Origin of the sequence: Rufibacter hautae (assembly GCF_008271695.1) — a bacterium.
GTDB lineage: Bacteria > Bacteroidota > Bacteroidia > Cytophagales > Hymenobacteraceae > Nibribacter > Nibribacter hautae.
In genome coordinates this window covers 779,942-798,028 of record NZ_VKKY01000003.1, presented here as the reverse complement: position 1 = coordinate 798,028, position 18,087 = coordinate 779,942, and the positions used below count along the sequence as shown (strand labels likewise).

The following is an 18,087-nucleotide window of genomic DNA, read 5'->3' as shown; positions in this document are numbered from 1 at the left end:
TAACCAGCAACTTTGCTATATTAGCCTTATGATCCGATTTCTGCCCTCCCGTGACTTTTGGGTTTTGTGTTTCTTCTTTCTGGTGCTCTTCCCGGCCTTTTCTCAGGACCGGAAAGGAGCCAAAGCAGTGGCCCCGGCAGACAGGGTCATCATTGGCATTGAGCGGCTGGTCACCCCCGAGTTCCTGCCTTTCATCCAGAACCGCCGCGTGGCCATCCTCACCAATCATACCGGCGTCATGCCAGACAAAGGCCATATTGTGGACCTGCTGCACGCCCGCCCAGATGTGAAGGTGGTGAAACTCTTCAGCCCGGAGCACGGCATCCGCGGCGAGGCCGATGATCACGTAGCCGATGACCTGGACAAAAAGACGGGCCTCAAAGTCATCTCGCTCTACGGCAAGGTGCGCAAACCTACTGCCGAGATGCTCAAAGACGTGGACGTGCTTATTTTCGATATCCAGGACGTGGGCGCCCGCTACTACACCTACATCGCCACCATGCAAGCTGTGCTGGAGGCCGCCGCCGAGAACCAGAAACTGATGATCGTGCTGGACCGGCCTAACCCCATCACCGGCCTGTACGTGGATGGGGTAGTGGGCAAAAACGCGAACGAACCCGTAACCAGCCCCAACTTCCTGCCCATCACCCACGGCATGACGGTAGGCGAACTGGCCCGCATGTTCAACGGCGAGCGCAAGGCCAAGAAACTGCCCCAGGCCGAGCTCATGGTGGTGCCCATGCGCCGGTACAGCCGCGGCCAGTGGTTTGACCAGACTGGTCTGCCCTGGGTCAAGCCCTCGCCCAACATGATCAACCTTACCACCGCCACCCTGTACCCGGCCACCTGCATTCTGGAAGGCACCAACGTCTCGGAGGGGCGCGGCACCCTGCAGCCGTTTGAGTTCATCGGCGCGCCCTGGATAGATGGCGAGAAGTTGGCCCGGCAACTCAACAGCTACAAACTGGCGGGCGTGACTTTTAAACCGGTGCAGTTCAAGCCAGACAGCGTGGTAGACGGCATTCGGATCTATCCGCCTAAGTTTATGGGGCAGACCTGCTACGGCGCCCAGGCCGTGGTCACGGACAGAGCCAAGTTTGAATCGGCGAAGGCCACTGTGTACATCATCCATGCCCTGAAAGCGTTGTACCCTTCCCAACTGGAGTGGAAAAACACCCGGCTGGACGGCCTCTGGAAAACCGAGGTCACCCGCCAGCGCCTGCAAGCCGGCGACCAGCCCAAGGAGATCATCTCTGCCTGGGCCGATGAACTAGCCTATTTCAAAAAAGTGAGAGCCCGATACCTGCTGTATCCGTAAAAGCAGGCTTTAAAACTTTTGACCACTACATGATTATCCGTTTTCTTCTGCATTCTGTACTTTCTGGTTTGCTGCTGAGTTCTTCCTGCCAGCCGTCTAACCCAACCTTTGCCTCAGGGCAAAAGCCCCTTGTCTCCGAACCGGAAATGGCTTCGGAACAAAGGCCTGCCGCCACCCCGCGACAGCAGTCCGCACCAAGCGGCAACTACGCCACGCAGAACGTGGTGCTGGTGGTCATTGACGGGGTGAGGTACTCTGATTCCTGGGGAGACTCCACGTTCAGTAACATTCCGCACATGGCCCGGGAGTTGGCGCCCAAAGGCGTTTTCCACCCCAAATTCTATAACAAGGGCGTTACCAAAACCAACCCGGGGCACGTGGCCCTCACCACGGGCAATTACCAGCAGATCAAAAACACCGGCGGGGAGTTGCCCCAGTCGCCCTCGGTTTTCCATTATTACCGCCAACACACCGGCGCCCCTGCCACTGATGCCTGGGTGATTACCAGCAAAGACAAACTGGAGATCCTGGCCCGCACCACCAGCACAGACGCGGCGGCCAAATTCGCGCCCTCCACCAGCAGCGGGAACAACGGCCTGAACTCCGGCTACCGGCCAGACACTACCACCATCCGGATAGCCAAACAGGTCTTCAGCCAGCACAAACCCAAACTGGTGCTCATCAACCTGCGCGAACCTGACTCCGAGGCGCACGAAGGCAATTGGGACGGCTACATCAAAGCCATCAAGCAAAGCGACCGTTTAGTGGCCGATTTATGGAAATGGCTCCAAAAACAGCCCAACTACCGCAACAACACCACCCTGCTCATCACCAATGACCACGGCCGGCACCTGGGCGACCGCTTTGGTGACCACGGCGATGGTTGCGAGGGGTGCCGCCACATCAGCCTGCTCATGCTGGGCCCTGACGTGGCACCCGGCACGGTGGCCTCCAAGCCCCGCTCCCAGGCAGACGTGGCCGCTACCATGGCCGAACTGCTGGGCATTCCGCTTCCCAAGCAGGACGGTGAACCCATGCTGGAGCTGTTGACGCCTCCCCGTCCCATAGGTGATTAAGCGAAAAGGCGTTTAGGGCCTGTTTCTCATAAAACAAGCCCTAAACGCCTTCTCTAATTCTGATTTGTTCTGGGAGAGTGTCTCTCCGCTTTTTGCCTACTGGTGCATGGTTTGGTTTCTTTCCTTCAACTCCAGGGCTTTGCGGGCTTCCATGAGCCGGGTGAATGCCGTGATGTTGGTAAAAATGGCCAGCACCGTGATGGGAATAGTGAACACCGACATGGTCTCAAAGATGTGGAAAGGCAGCCCGGGCACGTACAATTTATAGTCGCCCCCGATGAGGTAGGCCGTGAGCCCGCAGAACATCCCTGCTAGGGCAATCAACACCACCCGCTCGGGCCGTTGGAAGAATCCGCCTTTGCACTCTACACCTAGCCCCTCGGCGCGGGCGCGGGTATAGCTCACCATCATAGACCCGATCATAGCAATGAACGCGAAGAGCGAGCTGAGGAAATAGTGGTGGGCCATGAGGTAATAGCAAATCCCCAGGAACATGATGAGCTCGCTGTAGCGGTCCAGCACGGAGTCATAGAGCGCCCCGAAGGTAGAGCCCATGTTGCCCATGCGCGCCACCTGCCCGTCCAGCATGTCAAACAAACCGGCCATCATGATCAGGAACCCGGCCCAGCCCACGTAGGAGAAATCATCGCGGTTCTCGCTTTCGCCGCCCACCACAAAGATGACCGCCACGCCCACGTTCAGGATAAAACCCGTGGTGGTGACGGCGTTAGGCGTAAAGCCCAGCCTGATGAGGAGCCTCACAAAAGGATTCACTATTTTGTAGATTCCCTGCTGCAGAAACACCTTCCAGGCTTTCTCGCCGGTGCCTTTCTTTTTCTCAAATGTAGAATCTACCTTCATTTTCTCTCCGGTTGCTTCCATGGGTGCAAGGTCAAGGGATTAGCTGTATGTGGTGTCCTTTTTAAAAACGAACTTCTTTTGCATGAGGTAATTGTAGCCAACCCCCACAAAAATAGAGACAATCACCTTTGAGATAAGGTAACTGACCCCGGAGTAATGCGTGATCACGAAAACGCCGGCGGCGTTCAATAGCAGACTCCCCAACCAGATGATGAAGTACCTGGACGCCTGGGCCAGCAAACTGGCGTCCTCGGCGTGAAAAACCCACTCCCGCCCTAAGGCAAAATGCGTGACTCCCCCCAAGGCGGTCCCTAGAACGGTGGCCACCACGTACCATGCCCCAAATAACTCCACGGCCAATACAGTCACCAGAAAGTCTACCACTGTGGCGGTCACAGAGGCAGTCTGCGCCTTTAAAAAGGTGAGCATCTAAAACAGCTTTATGTAAGTCAAAAATTGAAGAAAGAGGTTGAGGTACTTTGGGCCGAACTTATCATCCAGCTCCTACAACCCTTGGTCCTTGTGCAGTGTTTTTACGGCTAAAAGCCTTCTGCTGCCCTAAAAACCAGGACCGCACCCAACCTGTCAGCACACATACGGAATAGTCACCTAAATGGCTAAACAAGCGAGCAAACGCGGTCTATTTCCAGCAACACCCTCTTTCTATCATTTTTGCCCCGCGAAGTTGGCCTTGGTTTTCACCCCTGATCTGGAAAGATTATAAGGTATCTACCAGGTCTTGGTAATAGTCCAGGCCCAGGTGGGTGATCAGGTCCTCGCCCATCATGTGACGCAGGGTGTTCTGCAGTTTCATCAGCTGCTTGAAGATGTCGTGCTCCGGAGCCAAACCTTCCGCTGTCTGCGGGGATTTGTAGTAGAAACTCAGCCATTCCTGGATTCCAGACATGCCGGCTCTTTGCGCCAAATCCGTGAACAGGGCAAGGTCAAGCACTAATGGAGCAGCCAAGATGGAGTCGCGGCACAGGAAGTTGATCTTGATCTGCATCTGGTAGCCCAGCCAGCCGAAGATGTCGATGTTGTCCCAACTCTCCTTGTTGTCGCCGTGGGGCGGGTAGTAGTTGATCCGGACCTTGTGGTACATGTCCCCGTAGAGCTCGGGGTTCGACTCGGGGCGGAAGATCTCGTCCAGCACGCTCAGTTTGGAGACTTCTTTCGTCTTGAAGTTCTCCGGCGCGTCCAGCACGTAGCCGTCGCGGTTGCCCAGGATGTTGGAAGAGAACCAGCCTTTTACACCCAAAGCTCTGGCGTGCAGACCCGGGGCCAGGATGGTCTTCATCAGGGTCTGGCCGGTCTTGAAATCCTTGCCGGAGATAGCGATGCCATGCTCTTTGGCCAGCTCCACGATGGCGGGGATGTCCACGGTCAGGTTCGGCGCGCCGTTGGCGAAGGGCACGCCCGACTTGATGGCCGCGTAGGCGTAAATCATGGAAGGGGCGATATTGGGGTCGTTGCTGCGCAGACCTGCCTCGAAGGCCTCTATGCTCTGGTGCACCCCGGACTCCTCGATGTAGATCTCCGTGGAGCCGCACCACACCATCACCAGGCGGTCGCAGCCGTTGGCTTCCTTGAAGCTGCGGATGTCCTCCATCAGGGCCTCGGCCAGCTCCATCTTGTCGGCGCCCTCCTTCACGTGGGTGCCGTCCAGGTTGCGGGCGTAGGCCTTGTCGAAGACCGCCTTCATGGGCACGATGCGCTCCAGCTCGGGCCGCACCGCGTGCAGCAGCAGCGGCTCCAGCACCTTGGCCGTCGTGGCCGCCTCGAACACGTTGTCGGCGTATACGTCCCAGCCCCCGAACACGATATCTGAAAGTTCCGCCAGCGGTACGAAGTCCTTAATGAGCGGGTGTCTGTCCTCGGTGCGTTTGCCCAACCGGATGCGGCCCATCTGGGTGAGGGAACCCACCGGTTTGGCCAATTCTTTCTTCACGGCCTCCACCCCGGCGATGAACGTGGTCGCGACGGCGCCCAAGCCCGGGATCAGGATTCCAAGTTTACCCTCTGCTGGTTTCACTTCGTAGTCCATAGTGCTGATGTTTAGATTTTAAGATCTGGTTTTCCTATGCTCTAGGCTTATAAACGGTGGCATAAGTTATCTAAAATCCCATGAATGCCGCTATGTTAATGCCCTAAATCTCCGCGTTTTTATACTGTAAATAAATAAGCCTGTTCTGGTTTGGGCCAGCACAGGCTTACAGGAAAACAAGTGAAATATAATCCTATTCCGGGTTTTATAGCCCTTTTCAGAAAATCGGCCCAAAAGCGCTGCCCGCTGCTTCCCGATGGTCTGTTATGAAGCAGACTGATCTGATGGTGGTTTTTAATTTATAGTGATTTTGGCCTCCGGTACAGAGATCTCGCCAAAAAGCGTGAGCAGTTTGGACTCCTTGGGGTTCCCAATCTTGCAGCATTTGCACCGAAAAATAAAGACCAAGGAGACCAAAACCGTCCTTTCGGGCCTCAAAGTAGTAGTGCAGTTTTCGGCCGCAGTCATCACCAGCCGCAACAGAATGTGGATGGCGTAGCCTCAGGCAAAAAGGAAAAGGTAGTCTGATGGCCAAAAACCGTACTTACCGCAAGCTAACCGCCTAAAAATCAGTAAAAAGACATCGGCCATCTCGTTTCTACCGCGTATAAAAATGCAGTTGTCTGTAGATTTAAAAATAAGGAGGTTCTTATGCGGATTATACCCACCACTATCCATGGGTTCATGGATTATCTTATAGCGGTTCTATTGATTGCCTCCCCATGGCTGTTCGGCTTTTACCGGGCCGGGATAGAAAGTTACATTCCCATTGGAGTAGGCGCCGTTATTCTGGTGCAGGCCCTCATGACCCGCAACGATACTGGCGTTATGAAAGTGATTCCCATGTCGGCGCACATCATCAGCGACCTGGCCATTGGCTTGTTTCTGGCGTTGTCGCCGTGGCTGTTTTTCTTCCATGACTACATCTGGGAGCCGCACTTCATTGTAGGGCTGCTCATCACCGGCCAAGCCATTCTCACCCAGGTAGCCCCGGCAAGGACCGTGAGCAAGGAACGGTTCTAAAGAAATTTCCCATAATTGAAAAAGCAGTTCACCTGTTCTAGGCACGTTTTTAAGAAAACGCCCCGGAAACAGGAGAACTGCTTTTTTGCAGAAATGGCCTTAAAACGGAAAATCGGCTACAGCATGATGCCTTGTTTCAGGTCTTTGGGTTGGGGGAAATTCTTATCGCCCCAGTGCTCTTTGAGGTTGGTTTCTATGGCGAGGGAGAGTTGGGTGAGCGGCACGTCTTCCAGGCGGTTCTCAAACGGGTCTTCCATGCGCTCGCCTACCAGGTCCAGGCACAGAAACACGAAGGAGATAATCACCGACACTGGGATACTGGCCCAGCCAATCTCCTCCACAAACACAAAAGGCAGCAGCGAGGCGTGGATGAACACAAACACCCTTGAGAAGAAACTGTACTGCCGCGGGAAAGGTGTGTTTTTGATCCGTTCGCTCCGGCCCTGGATGTTGTTGAACTCCACCAAGGTCTGTTCTAGTTGCACAAAGCGGTAATCTGAGAGCCAGCCCCGTTCAAAGGCCATCCGGAGATCATCGCCTTGCACGTTGAGCAGGTAATTGGGCGGGTTGTTTTTATGCCAGAACGCCTCGTATTCTTCCGGGGAGAGAAACGCCACGGTATCTGAGTACTCGTTGGTCTCCTCAAAGATCTCCTCTTGCCGGGTATTGTTGTAGGCCTTGGGCTTGCGCAGGAAAACCCGCAGCCCGTGCACAAACGCCAGGTGGCGGTACACCATGCGGTGCTGCAGTTTCTTCACCAACTCGGCATTCTGCGGGTCTGCGGGGATGATCATGGTAATGACCTGGCGGGCCCAGGACCGGCTGCTGTTCACCAACTGACCCCAGATCTGCCGGGCCTCCCACCACCGTTCATAGGCGTTGCTGTTCTTGAAACCCAGGAAAATGGCCAGGGCGGTACTCAAAGCGGTAAGGGTACTGAAGGGCAAATGCAACTGCAGCACCTCATAATAATCGTGGAATAGGTAGACCACCACGGAAAGCAGCAGGTAGTACAGCATGCTTTTCCAGGTGTAGTAAACAATGACGTTCCACTTCAGGTTTCTATCTAAAATCATTACGCAAAGGTTTGATTATGCAGAACAGCCTTTGGGGTTATCTTGTTTGAGACAAATTCACCCGCAGGATGTTGGCCGGGTCTTTCTTCCCCTCGTTGGAGATGAACAACTCGCCCGATGGGCTGAAAGCGATACCCTCTGGTTTGTAGAACTCGGCGTCGTTGAGTTTTAGTCGTTCCCTGATGCTGCCGTCTCCGTTCAGGATAAACAACTGCGGATTGGAGGCCTCGGTCAGGTAGATGTCACCGGTTACCGGATGGATGGCGATCTCTGAGGGCTGCCACGTTTTGCCCAGGCTTTTGGCGGTACCCTGCGCCAGCAAAGGGTCTTTCAGGCTCAGCTTGAAAATGGGCTCCGCCGATAGGGTTTTTGAACCCAGGTCAAAGGCATAGACGCCTTTAAAATCGGGGCCGCCGGGTTCCTCGCCTTTGATGGCCAGCAGCAATCGTTTCTGTTTTGCGTCATACGTGAGGCATTCTACGTTGTGCGCCTCGGTGAGCGGGGTTGAATATTCCTTGATTTCAGGCGTGCCTGACTGCCAATTGCCCACTTCAAACAGGTGGCCGTCGCTTCGCACCACGTAAGCGGTAGAACCCACCAAAGCAATGCCCTCGTAGTCGCCGGCCGCCCCGAAGGTCACCTGCTTTTCAATTTGGTCTGTGTTGGTGTTGTAGCTAAAAATCACGCCAGCCTCGTCCTGCACGCAGGCAAACCGCCCCTCGCCCAAGAACGCAATCCCCGACACTTCGCGCAGGATGGGAGGCACTTCCCATTTCTGATGGACCTGCACCCCCGCTGAGGCGCTTTCCAAGGTTTTCTTCTTTTTGGCTTTTTTGGGTTTTTCGTCCGCAAAACCGTGGGCCTTGTTATTCTCACAAGCCAGGGCCGCCATGGACAGCAACAGGCTCAGACATATTATTTGAATGCGTTTCATACCATGTGTTTTCTAAGGTTGGACATGCGCAAGAAGTCTCTTGCTTTTTACTTAACAAATTGTGTTTTGATGCTGATTTCAAAAAAACAGCTCTAAAACAGCTGGTTTTCCACCAAACCTTAATCCCAGAAGGTGGCCGTGGACAGAGTACCGTTGGCGGTGAATACTTTCTTCAGGTCTTCGTTGTGGTTCTCCAGTTCCACCTGGTAGAGCACCTGCCCGTCTTTCTCCACTTTCTCTACGTCATCGATCAGAAATGCCTGAAAATCTCTCTTTAAGGCCAAGGTGATGACCTCAGGGAGATCAGCGGAGGCAATGTCCTGCTTGTGACTCACCACCTGGCCAGCGGCGTTCACCAGAGCCGTATGTTCCACCTGGGCCAGGGTAAACTCGGCCTCGTAAAGACTTCCCTCCTTTTCCCATTCAAGGTTTTGGGCGTTGGGGAATTTTACCTGCAGGGCGTTCTGCACCAGCGACGGAAGATGCGTGGCGGTGAGGTTCTGGCTGCAGCCACCCAGCGCGAATGCGACGGCCAGCATAGTCAAAAACATAGTTTTCATAGGTCTCAAGGTTAGCTTATCAAGTTATAATACCCCAAAGGTCAGACCCGAAACAGGAAAGAATTGGGAATCTGGTGGGAGAAGGGAAAAATTTTGCGGTTACATCCAGGTATTCGCAGCGGCGGTCCTGCTGCGTTCCGGGCCTCCTTTTCTGTAAACAGCCTTAAAACAGCGGCAACGGATTTCTAGAAAGAGACCGTAAAGGAATGGCCTTGCTGGAAGCGGTAGGCAATCTCAAAGCCGTACAGGTCACAGATGGCTTTCACAATGGACAGCCCCAAACCGGTGGAGGCCGCCGCCGAAGTCTCTTTGTAGAAACGGGTAAAGATTTTTTCCTGGTTTAGGGGTGTTTCCTGGCCGGCATTCTCTACCGTTAAACCTTCCCTGGAAAGCTGAATGCGCAGAGAGCCTCCTCTTCTATTATGGACGATGGCGTTCTTGAGCAGATTCATCACCAGCATGGCCGCCAGGTCTGGGTTCATCTGCAAAGACACGTTTTCCTGCACCTGCAATTCCACGGAGATGTTTTTGTATCTCACCTGATCCTCGAAATCAGCCAGGGTCTTCTGCAGCAGCGTGTCCATGGCTACCGGTTCTTCTAACGCAAACTGGCGGTTCTCTATCTTGGAAAGCAAGAGCAGGGTTTTGTTCAGCCGGGTGAGGCGCTCCAGGTTTTCCATCACGGCCCCTATCTGCAGCAGCTGGTCTTCCTGCAGCGGCTGGCTCTCGGCGAGGAGTTCCAGTTTGTTCAGGCTGATGGCCAGCGGGGTCTGGAGTTCGTGAGAGGCGTTTTCAATGAAGGCTTTCTGGTTCTGGTAAGTGGCCACGTTCTGCTGCAACAGCTTCTCCACGGTCGCGTTCAGGAGTTGGAATTCCTCAATGTTGGTTTCTTTCACCGGCACCGTTTTGGCCTCCTCCAGTTTGAAACGCTGCAGGCGCTGGAGAATGTGGTAGAAAGGCCGCCAAATACGTTTCAGCAGCAAGTTATTGAGCACCAGAATACTGCCCACCAACCCCAGGTACAGCCAGAGCAGCGAGTACAGTAGGTCTTCAATGAGGTCGTCTTCCTCTACCATGGAGGTAATCACTCGCAGTTCATAATACTGGTTTTCTTTCCGGAACACGGTGGTGAGCATGCGCACGGGCTCAAAATCCTGCTCGTTCTGCATGTACATGAGCGTGTCTTGGTAGCGGTCTTTGCGGTGCACGGCCAGCGTGAACGGGATCTCCTTGATGCTGAAATACCCGGCCTCAAACGCTTTCTGCCCCAGCACGGTGCTGTCTCGGGTGGCTTTCTGCACGACCAGAATCTTTTGGTTTTCCAGGCCATCGTCCATGCTGTCATAGATCTCGTCCAGCATGTTGAAGTAGAAGAGCGCCGCCCAAACCGAGATCACCACCAGCAGCAGCGCCGCGAAGTAAGAGGTGGCGTAGTTGAGCAGTTTCATGCCACCACCAGTTTATACCCGATGCCGTAAATGGCCTGGATCTCTACCTCGGCTCCGCAGTCTTTCAGTTTCTTGCGCAGGTTCTTGATCTGGGAGTAGATGAACTCGTAGTTATCGGCTTGGTCAATGTAGTCGCCCCAGACGTGCTCGGCCAGGGCGGTCTTGCTCACCAATCGGTCTTTGTTCGTGACTAGGTACAGCAGAATGTCAAACTCTTTTCGGTTGAGCACCAGTTCCTGGCCCGCCACCCACACCTGGTGCTTGTCTGGGTCTATCTGCACGTTCTGGAGTTGGTGCAGGGGCTGACCGTCAAACTTCCTTCGGCGCAGCACAGATTTCACGCGGGCGTGCAGCTCGGCCATGTGGAACGGTTTGGGCAGGTAGTCATCGGCGCCCAACTCCAGCCCTTGGATTTTGTCATCCACGGAGTTGCGCGCCGAGACAATGATCACACCCTCAGATTTCTGCTGTTTTTTGAGTTCCTCCAGAATCTCCAGGCCGCTGCCGCCGGGCAGGTTTATGTCCAGCAGAATACAGTCGTAGGCGTACAGGCCCACTTTTTCCAGCGCGCTGTCATAATCGGTGGCGGTTTCTACCAGGTACTGCTCCTGCTTTAAAGAGCGCACCAGCGTGTCCAGCATCTGGGGTTCGTCTTCAATCACCAGTATTTTCATGGCCGTGGGGTTTGCCCGCAAGTACGGCGGGAAATCTGGAAAGAGTTGGGAATACCTGCCCTGATACGGAAAAGCAGCAGGCCGGCGGCAGCAACCATTTCAGGGCCGTTTTCCTGAAAACGGCCTTAAATCAGAAGCGGGTGACTTTGCCTTTGGCTTCCCAGTGGCTCGATTTGAGGGTGACGCCATCGGACTCAAACTTGAGGCGGCGCACGTAACGTTCCCCGTTGATGCTGCCGTCTGGGCGGCGCTTGCCAATAAACAACGTCACGGCGTAGCCCTGCTTGTCTGTGATGAAGGTAATATCGTTGCCGGAGAAGACATCGTCCAGGCGGCTGTCCGGCGCGAAGGTTTTGCTTAGTTTGGCTTCCAGTTTGGGGCTTAGCGGCATGGCGTGGAGGCGGTTAAGAAACGGTGTACGACTGCAGAATGGAAAGGGCCTCGGCTTCTTCGGCCTCCACCACCTCGTCAATCACCGTCTGGATTTCCTGGTCTGACCACTGCGCCTGCTCGGCGGCTTTCACAAATACGCCCAAGGCCACAAAGCGGCCACCTTCCAGGGGAAGAATCACTTTTACTTTTTTGCGGATGTTCATGCGGAATGGAATATCGTTCTGGGGCTATTTTACGGAAAACAGGCCAAAATCGCTAAGCCCGGAGGTCTTTTCCTGCGCCCACCGCATGGCCGAGTTCACCTCCTGAAAGTACTCCACCTCTGAGTGGAACTTGGGCCGAAGGGTGGCCACCATGCTGCTCACCGCCATCTGGTTGAAGATATCGTCTGAGATCACGAACGCCAACCGCTTGATGCCCAGCAACTGAAACTGCGGAAACCAGGTGTTCAAGGTCCATTCCTGGTCTGCCTGCCGGATGACTTTCATGTGCTTCATGTCCATGACCCAACTCTGGAGACTGGTTTTGCGCGAAACCTGCAAAGCCTCGGTCATGCCGTCGCGATAGGCATCGCTGGGCACAAAACCTTGCCAGTGCAGCACCAAAAGCAGGTGCAGCCGGTCGGTTTCCATTTGCAGGTAAGACTCAGTCTCCATGTTTTTCAGGTTGTCTGTATGGTGGCCATTTACTGGGCACTGGAAGGCTAATATGGATAACCGCTAGGGCAACCTTCATCCATATATTAACTTCTTTGGGGAAAACAGGTTTTGGAAGCAAACAACAAATGAATGGTACACAGGTAATATTTAGCCTCTTCTTCCCTCCAATTTGTAAGCTGGAAGCACAAGAGCGACAGCAGGCAAGAATTGCGGTTTGCTTTTGCCTTTCTATACGCAGGACCAGCGGGAAAGTGAACACGGAGCCATACTAAGCCAGAGTGCTTGAAAAGCAAGATTGTCTTCCAAGATTTTTGTTAATTTGGATAGGGAAAGCACAAACAGGCAATGTCTACGCAAACGGTACAGATTATTTTGGTAGGAGGAGCGGTACAGGGCCTTGTTTTGGCTTTCCTGTTGGCTACCCGCAAGACCAACCAACTGGCTAACCGGATACTGGCCACCCTGATTCTGCTTATCTCGCTGCAGTCTGTGTTGGTGGCCTTTGATACCCGAGACTTTTTTCTCACGTACCCGCACCTGAGCAAGGTAAGCTGGTTGTTGCCCCTGCTGTTTGCGCCGCTCATTTACCTGTTCACGGTGAAGCTTACCCATGAACGACCCCGTTTGCGGCGACTAGACGCCATTCATTTCACGCCGGCGGTACTGGTGTTTTTCAACCTGCTGCCTTACTACCTCAAAAGCCGGGAAGAGAAGATTACCTACCTCAATGACTTTGAGCTGGCTTCTAAAGATGATTTCGGGTTTATCGGGCAGTTGGCCCTGGCCTTGGTCATTTTCTATGTGCTTCTTTCTTTAGGGGTTCTCAAACGGTACCGGGCCAAGATCATGGAGACGTTTTCTGAGCTGGAGAAGATCAGGTTGCAGTGGCTGCGGCAGTTTCTCTTCTTCATGCTGGTGATTGTGGCCGTGGCCGTGGTTTCTTTCTACGCCAAGAAATGGGACGTTCCCGTGCTCACCGAGATTTACCGCTACCACCTGCACTACTTTGGCGTGATCGGGTTTATCTACTGGATCGGGTACAAGACCCTTTCCCAGCCCCGCATTTTCATCTCCTCCCCACCAGTCTATTCTGAGACAGTGGCCGTGCTCCCGGAGCCGGTGCCCACCCCCGTGCTGCAAACCCACCAGGAAAGCACCGCAACTTCAGGTGCCTCGGGTTTAGGAGCCAAATACCAGAAATCAGCCTTAAAGGAAGAGGAAGGTCAGCTGTACCTGGAGCAGTTGCTTTCTTTCATGGAAACGGAGAAACCGTACCTGTCTCCTACCCTCACCATCCAGGAACTCGCCGACAAGCTGGGCGTCTCCAAGCACCACCTTTCCCAGATCATCAATAACCGGCTAGGCAAGAATTTCTATGATTTCATCAACCAGTACCGGGTGGCCGAGGCCCAACTCCTACTGGTGGACCCCAAGTTCCGACACTTCACCAACCTGGCCGTGGCCGAGGAAGCCGGGTTCAACTCCAAAGCCACTTTCAATGCCGTTTTCAAAAAACAGACCGGAAAGACGCCGTCTGAATACATCAGGACCCACACAGAAAGCCGTCTGAACTTAGCGGATTAGATGAAAATAGCCCATTTAACAGGTCTGAACTTAGCGGGCCAGACGATTCGCGTCTCGGGGCCGTGTAGGTTTGCAGCGTTCAATCAGTTAAATCCTATGAAATCAAAACTCTTGAGACGCTGTCTATTCTCCCTGTTTATGCTGGGCTCGTATCCGGGCCTGAGCCAAACAACCCAGACTGCTACTGACCAGCAGCAGCAGTTCAGTCCTGCCCAGTTGCAGGAGGACCTCCAGTTCATGCACCAGGTGCTTAACGAGGCGCACCCCGGCATGTACCGCTACACCTCCAAAGATCGCTTTGACCAGTTGTTTGACAGTGTGGCCCAAACCCTCAACCGGCCCATGAACCAGCAGGAGTTCTTTGTGGCCGCCACCCCACTCATCACTGCCTTGAAAGATGGCCATATCAAGTGGATGCCCCGCGAGCGGAAACACGGCCAATACTTCTACAACCTGGAGCAACTCTTCCCGCTGCAACTGCACTTTACCGGAGAGCAGGCGCACCTGGTGAAAAACCTGGCGGGCACCACCACCATTCCGCTGGCCTCAGAGATCGTCTCCATCAATGGCCTGTCTATCCCTGCCCTAGTGGACAAACTCCTGCCCACCGTCTTCTTCGCCGATGGCAACAGCCAGGCTGTGAAATGGCTTTCGCTGGACAATTTCCTTCCGTTCTACTACGGCACGTACATTGGCGCATCGCCCAGCTACGAGATTGCTTTCAAAGCGCCTGGCAGCCAGGAGGTGAAAACCGCCCAGATTCCGGCCATTACCTTGGAGACCATCCAGGAACTGGAGAAAGAGCGGGAGAAGCACAAGGAAAGCGTGATCAGAGTCGCTTACAAAGACCACAACACCGCTTTGCTCCGGATTGAGAACTTTAACATCTACAAAAACGAGATGGATGTGGAGAAGGTGATGAAAGACATTTTCTGGCAGATGAACGCCAAAAACACCCAGAATCTCATCATTGACCTGCGCGGAAACGAAGGCGGGATAGACAAATGGGGCGCCCTGCTCTATTCCCATATCACCGATAAGAAGTTCCGGTACTATGACAGCATGCTGGTGCCTAAAAAGGAGAAGTTCACCTTTGAGAAGAACATCATCTGGCTCCCTGGCATGTACCCCATCTACCGCAAACTTATTTCCAGGACCAAAGGCAGTAATTACACGTTCCGGTTCAAGAAAACCCTGCGGGAGCAGAAACCCCAGAAAAACCCCTTCAAAGGCGATGTCTATGTCCTCACCGATGGCTATAGCTTTTCGGTTACCTCTGAGTTCTGCGCCATCGCCCATCATCACAAACGCGCCACCTTCATCGGCCGCGAAACCGGAGGCGGCTACTACGGCAACACCAGCGGCTTCCACGTACCGGTGAAACTCCCCAACACCCACCTTGAGATCGCCATCCCGCAGTGGAATTACTTCATGGCCGTTTCCGGGTATCCGCACAAAGACCGCGGCATCCTACCAGACCATCCCGTTGAATACACCGCGGAGGACCTAATCCAGAAACGCGATGTAGACCTTGAATTCACCATGAACCTGATCAAGTCTAAAAGGGCTTCCTCGGCACAGGCAAAGTAGAAGTCCCATTTGTGTCGCACGCATATCGTCCCCCTTTGAAGGGGGTAGGGGGATGACAAGGTCGGTTACGAAAAAAACGTCTGCTACAAAGCAGGGACTTTGATGGTGATTCTCCCACATGGGCAACCACAAGGGATTGCCCCTACACCTCAGGAACACCATGATTAACTTGTGCTAATCATCCCCTACCCCCTTCAAAGGGGACATCCTTGTACAGCGCTTACTTTCACCTGGCAAAGGTGCAGGGTTATTCAGGGGAGAATCTGCAACCTAAAACTGTATTTCGTTTAAGCCACCTTTTTGCTAAAACACACCCAAAACAAAAAGGCCAGTGAACAGCACTGGCCTTTTTGTTTTTACTCTAATGGATAAACCTACCGGAACATGTTCTTCAACTTGTTCAATTTGGTAGCCATGTCTTCTTCCTCAACCGGAGCATCACGGCGGCTACCACCTCCCGTGTTCCCGGATTTGCGGTCATTATTGCCGCGGCTTGGTCTGGCAGTAGCGGCCTGCGGATCACCTTTCATGGAAAGCGCGATGCGTTTGCGGCCTACTTCCACCTCCAGCACGGTTACTTCTACTTTCTGACCCACTTTCACTACCTCGTGCGGATTGCTCACGAAACGGTCAGATAGGTGGCTCACGTGTACCAGACCGTCTTGGTGCACCCCAATGTCTACGAAGGCCCCAAAGGCGGTGATGTTGGTGATAATGCCCGGCAGTTTCATGCCCTGGCGCAAATCTTTGATCTCGTTTACGCCTTCGGTGAAGCTGAATACCTCGTAGCTTTCACGCGGGTCACGTCCGGGTTTGGAAAGCTCACTCATGATGTCCTGCAGCGTAGGCAGACCTACGGTGTCAGAAACGTATTTTTTCAGGTCGATTTTCTTGCGCAGGTCGGCGTTCTTGAGCAAGTCTTCCACGGTGGCGCCCAGGTCTTTGGCCATCTGCTCTACCAGCGCATAACGCTCTGGGTGCACGGCGCTGCCGTCCAGCGGGTGCTTGCCGCCCCTGATGCGCAGGAAGCCGGCCGCCTGTTCAAAGGCTTTGTCGCCCAGGCGGGCTACTTTGCGCAGCTCGTTGCGCGTTTTGAACGGTCCGTTTTGGTTACGGTAGTCCACAATGTTCTGGGCCAACTGCGGCCCCAAACCGGAAACGTAGGTCAACAACTGCTTACTGGCGGTGTTCACTTCCACGCCCACGGCGTTCACGCAGCTCATCACCACATCGTCCAAGCTGTGCTTCAAAGCATTCTGGTCCACATCGTGTTGGTACTGGCCTACGCCAATGGATTTCGGATCAATTTTCACTAACTCGGCCAAAGGGTCCATTAACCGGCGACCGATGGAAACAGCACCACGCACGGTAATATCCTGGTCCGGGAACTCCTCGCGGGCCACGTCCGAAGCCGAGTAAATGGAGGCTCCGCTCTCGTTCACCATGATGATGGCGATGTTGTTAGGCAGACCCAAACCGCGCACGAAGGTCTCAGTCTCGCGGCTGGCAGTCCCGTTCCCAATAGCGATGGCTTCAATCTGGTATTTATGGCACATCACCATCACCTGCTGACCAGCGGTAGAGGCCTGGTGTGCACCGTTGTGCGGGAAAATAGCTTCGTAGTGCAGCAGTTTGCCTTGCTCGTCCAAAGCCACCACTTTACAGCCGGTTCTGAAACCCGGGTCAATGGCCAATACGCGTTTCTGGCCCAGTGGCGCAGACAAGAGCATCGGTCTCAGGTTATCGGCGAATACCCGGATAGCTTCTTCATCGGCGCGTTTCTTGGAGGAAAGGCGCACCTCGGTTTCCATGTTCAGGCGCAGCAGGCGCTTATAGCTTTCTCTTATGGCTAGTTTCACCTGCTCGGCGGCGGCGTTGTGGCCGGTCACAAACTGGTCTTCCAGAATGGATAGCGCTGCCTCTTCTTCGGGTTGGGCGTCCAGCATCAAGACCATTTCCTTTTCGCCGCGGCGCATGGCCAGGATGCGGTGTGAAGGGGCTTTCTCAATGGGTTCATCCCACTCAAAGTAATCTTTGTATTTCTGGCCTTCCTCCTCTTTGCCCGGAATCACGCGTGCCTTGAACACGCCTTTCTTCTCAAACAGATTCCGGATGTTGGCGCGGGCCTCAGGGTTCTCGTTCACCCACTCGGCAATAATATCGCGGGCTCCGGCCAGGGCTTCCTCCGTAGATTTCACTTCTTTCTCTTCGCTCACAAACGCGGCGGCCTCAGTGGCAACGTCCATGCTGGCTTGCTCAAACAGCCTTTGCGCCAGCGGCTCCAAGCCTTTCTCCCGGGCGATAGTGGCGCGGGTGCGGCGCTTGGGTTTGAACGGCAGGTAAATATCCTCCAGCACGGCCATGGTCTCGGCGGCCAGCACCTGGGCCTCCAATTCTGGAGTGAGTTTCTCCTGGTCCTTTAAAGATTTGAGGATGCTCTCGCGGCGTTTGTCCAGTTCCCGCAGCTGCTCTACGCGGTCGCGGATGGCGGCAATGGCCACCTCGTCCAGGCTGCCGGTTACTTCCTTGCGGTACCGGGCAATGAAGGGCACGGTGGCTCCCTCGTCCAGCAAAGCCACAGTTGCTTCTACTTGCTTTTGGTTTACTTGCAGCTCCCCCGCAATCGTCTTGAAATGGTTTTCTGGCATGCTAAATAAATATTCTGAAAAGACTTTGTTCCCCGCTTCTGCGTTCAAACTAGCAGGGCAGGGACTTCAAAGATAAAACTAAATTGGCGGAACCCCGCGCCCCGCGGCTGGCTTTTATTGCTGGCCTTCCCCACCAAGCTGGCCCGGTATTTGTATCTTTGCCCCTGATTGACCGGAACTAATTTCGTGGCCGTCGGCT

General features: G+C 54.2%; 18 protein-coding genes. 6 read left to right on the top strand and 12 right to left on the bottom strand.

Annotation, left to right across the window (positions count from 1 at the left end; translation table 11 throughout):
- Positions 1-28: 28 nt before the first annotated feature.
- Together FOA19_RS19765 and FOA19_RS19760 are read left to right on the top strand one after the other, a co-directional pair.
- Positions 29-1,318, top strand: coding sequence for an exo-beta-N-acetylmuramidase NamZ family protein (locus FOA19_RS19765; protein WP_149092564.1), 1,290 nt, complete (start codon positions 29-31; stop codon positions 1,316-1,318).
- 29 nt (positions 1,319-1,347) lie between these two features.
- Positions 1,348-2,394: a sulfatase-like hydrolase/transferase gene (locus FOA19_RS19760; protein WP_149092563.1), complete on the top strand. Its 1,047-nt coding sequence runs from the start codon at positions 1,348-1,350 to the stop codon at positions 2,392-2,394.
- Between the two features lie 96 nt (positions 2,395-2,490).
- Here FOA19_RS19760 and FOA19_RS19755 read toward each other — a convergent pair whose 3' ends face one another.
- The 3 genes from FOA19_RS19755 to FOA19_RS19745 all read right to left on the bottom strand — a co-directional run bounded on the left by FOA19_RS19755 (position 2,491) and on the right by FOA19_RS19745 (position 5,299).
- Entirely contained in the window at positions 2,491-3,276 is a 786-nt protein-coding gene (locus FOA19_RS19755; protein ID WP_223808990.1) for a CDP-alcohol phosphatidyltransferase family protein, read from the bottom strand.
- A gap of 18 nt (positions 3,277-3,294) precedes the next feature.
- On the bottom strand, positions 3,295-3,684 hold the full coding sequence (locus FOA19_RS19750; RefSeq protein WP_149092562.1) for a GtrA family protein: 390 nt from the start codon (positions 3,682-3,684) through the stop codon (positions 3,295-3,297).
- A 289-nt stretch (positions 3,685-3,973) separates the two neighbouring features.
- The gene (locus FOA19_RS19745) at positions 3,974-5,299 is read right to left on the bottom strand and encodes an inositol-3-phosphate synthase (protein WP_149092561.1); all 1,326 of its coding nucleotides are present in this window, start codon (positions 5,297-5,299) and stop codon (positions 3,974-3,976) included.
- 343 nt (positions 5,300-5,642) lie between these two features.
- Here FOA19_RS19745 and FOA19_RS23450 point away from each other — a divergent pair, with 343 nt between their 5' ends.
- Both FOA19_RS23450 and FOA19_RS19740 read left to right on the top strand, forming a co-directional pair.
- Positions 5,643-5,798, top strand: a complete 156-nt coding sequence (locus FOA19_RS23450; protein WP_190300481.1) for a hypothetical protein — start codon at positions 5,643-5,645, stop codon at positions 5,796-5,798.
- A 152-nt stretch (positions 5,799-5,950) separates the two neighbouring features.
- Positions 5,951-6,322 (top strand): SPW repeat domain-containing protein, encoded by a 372-nt coding sequence (locus FOA19_RS19740; protein WP_149092560.1) that lies wholly within the window; start codon positions 5,951-5,953, stop codon positions 6,320-6,322.
- 116 nt (positions 6,323-6,438) lie between these two features.
- Here FOA19_RS19740 and FOA19_RS19735 read toward each other — a convergent pair whose 3' ends face one another.
- The 8 genes from FOA19_RS19735 to FOA19_RS19700 form a co-directional block, all read right to left on the bottom strand.
- Entirely contained in the window at positions 6,439-7,398 is a 960-nt protein-coding gene (locus tag FOA19_RS19735) for a bestrophin family protein (protein ID WP_149092559.1), read from the bottom strand.
- A gap of 37 nt (positions 7,399-7,435) precedes the next feature.
- Positions 7,436-8,332 carry a hypothetical protein gene (locus FOA19_RS19730; RefSeq protein ID WP_149092558.1) on the bottom strand — a complete coding sequence of 299 codons (897 nt, stop codon included), beginning with the start codon at positions 8,330-8,332 and terminating at the stop codon, positions 7,436-7,438.
- A 119-nt stretch (positions 8,333-8,451) separates the two neighbouring features.
- Complete coding sequence (locus tag FOA19_RS19725) at positions 8,452-8,892, bottom strand: PepSY-like domain-containing protein (protein WP_149092557.1); 441 nt, start codon at positions 8,890-8,892, stop codon at positions 8,452-8,454.
- 185 nt (positions 8,893-9,077) lie between these two features.
- Positions 9,078-10,340, bottom strand: a complete 1,263-nt coding sequence (locus tag FOA19_RS19720) for a sensor histidine kinase (protein ID WP_149092556.1) — start codon at positions 10,338-10,340, stop codon at positions 9,078-9,080.
- Positions 10,337-11,014 carry a response regulator transcription factor gene (locus tag FOA19_RS19715; protein ID WP_149092555.1) on the bottom strand — a complete coding sequence of 226 codons (678 nt, stop codon included), beginning with the start codon at positions 11,012-11,014 and terminating at the stop codon, positions 10,337-10,339. Before FOA19_RS19715 ends, FOA19_RS19720 begins: the two co-directional genes overlap by 4 nt.
- Positions 11,015-11,144: 130 nt before the next feature.
- Positions 11,145-11,405 carry a hypothetical protein gene (locus tag FOA19_RS19710; protein WP_149092554.1) on the bottom strand — a complete coding sequence of 87 codons (261 nt, stop codon included), beginning with the start codon at positions 11,403-11,405 and terminating at the stop codon, positions 11,145-11,147.
- Between the two features lie 13 nt (positions 11,406-11,418).
- Positions 11,419-11,610, bottom strand: a complete 192-nt coding sequence (locus tag FOA19_RS19705; RefSeq protein ID WP_149092553.1) for a hypothetical protein — start codon at positions 11,608-11,610, stop codon at positions 11,419-11,421.
- Between the two features lie 24 nt (positions 11,611-11,634).
- Complete coding sequence (locus FOA19_RS19700) at positions 11,635-12,063, bottom strand: hypothetical protein (protein ID WP_149092552.1); 429 nt, start codon at positions 12,061-12,063, stop codon at positions 11,635-11,637.
- Between the two features lie 348 nt (positions 12,064-12,411).
- Between FOA19_RS19700 and FOA19_RS19695 the strand changes: the two genes are divergently transcribed.
- Together FOA19_RS19695 and FOA19_RS19690 are read left to right on the top strand one after the other, a co-directional pair.
- Positions 12,412-13,650, top strand: a complete 1,239-nt coding sequence (locus tag FOA19_RS19695) for a helix-turn-helix domain-containing protein (protein WP_149092551.1) — start codon at positions 12,412-12,414, stop codon at positions 13,648-13,650.
- Positions 13,651-13,746: 96 nt separating this feature from the next.
- The gene (locus tag FOA19_RS19690; protein ID WP_190300480.1) at positions 13,747-15,240 is read left to right on the top strand and encodes a S41 family peptidase; all 1,494 of its coding nucleotides are present in this window, start codon (positions 13,747-13,749) and stop codon (positions 15,238-15,240) included.
- Positions 15,241-15,614: 374 nt separating this feature from the next.
- Here the strand turns inward: FOA19_RS19690 and FOA19_RS19685 are convergent, their stop codons facing one another.
- The gene (locus FOA19_RS19685; protein WP_149092549.1) at positions 15,615-17,888 is read right to left on the bottom strand and encodes a Tex family protein; all 2,274 of its coding nucleotides are present in this window, start codon (positions 17,886-17,888) and stop codon (positions 15,615-15,617) included.
- Positions 17,889-18,087: the final 199 nt, after the last annotated feature.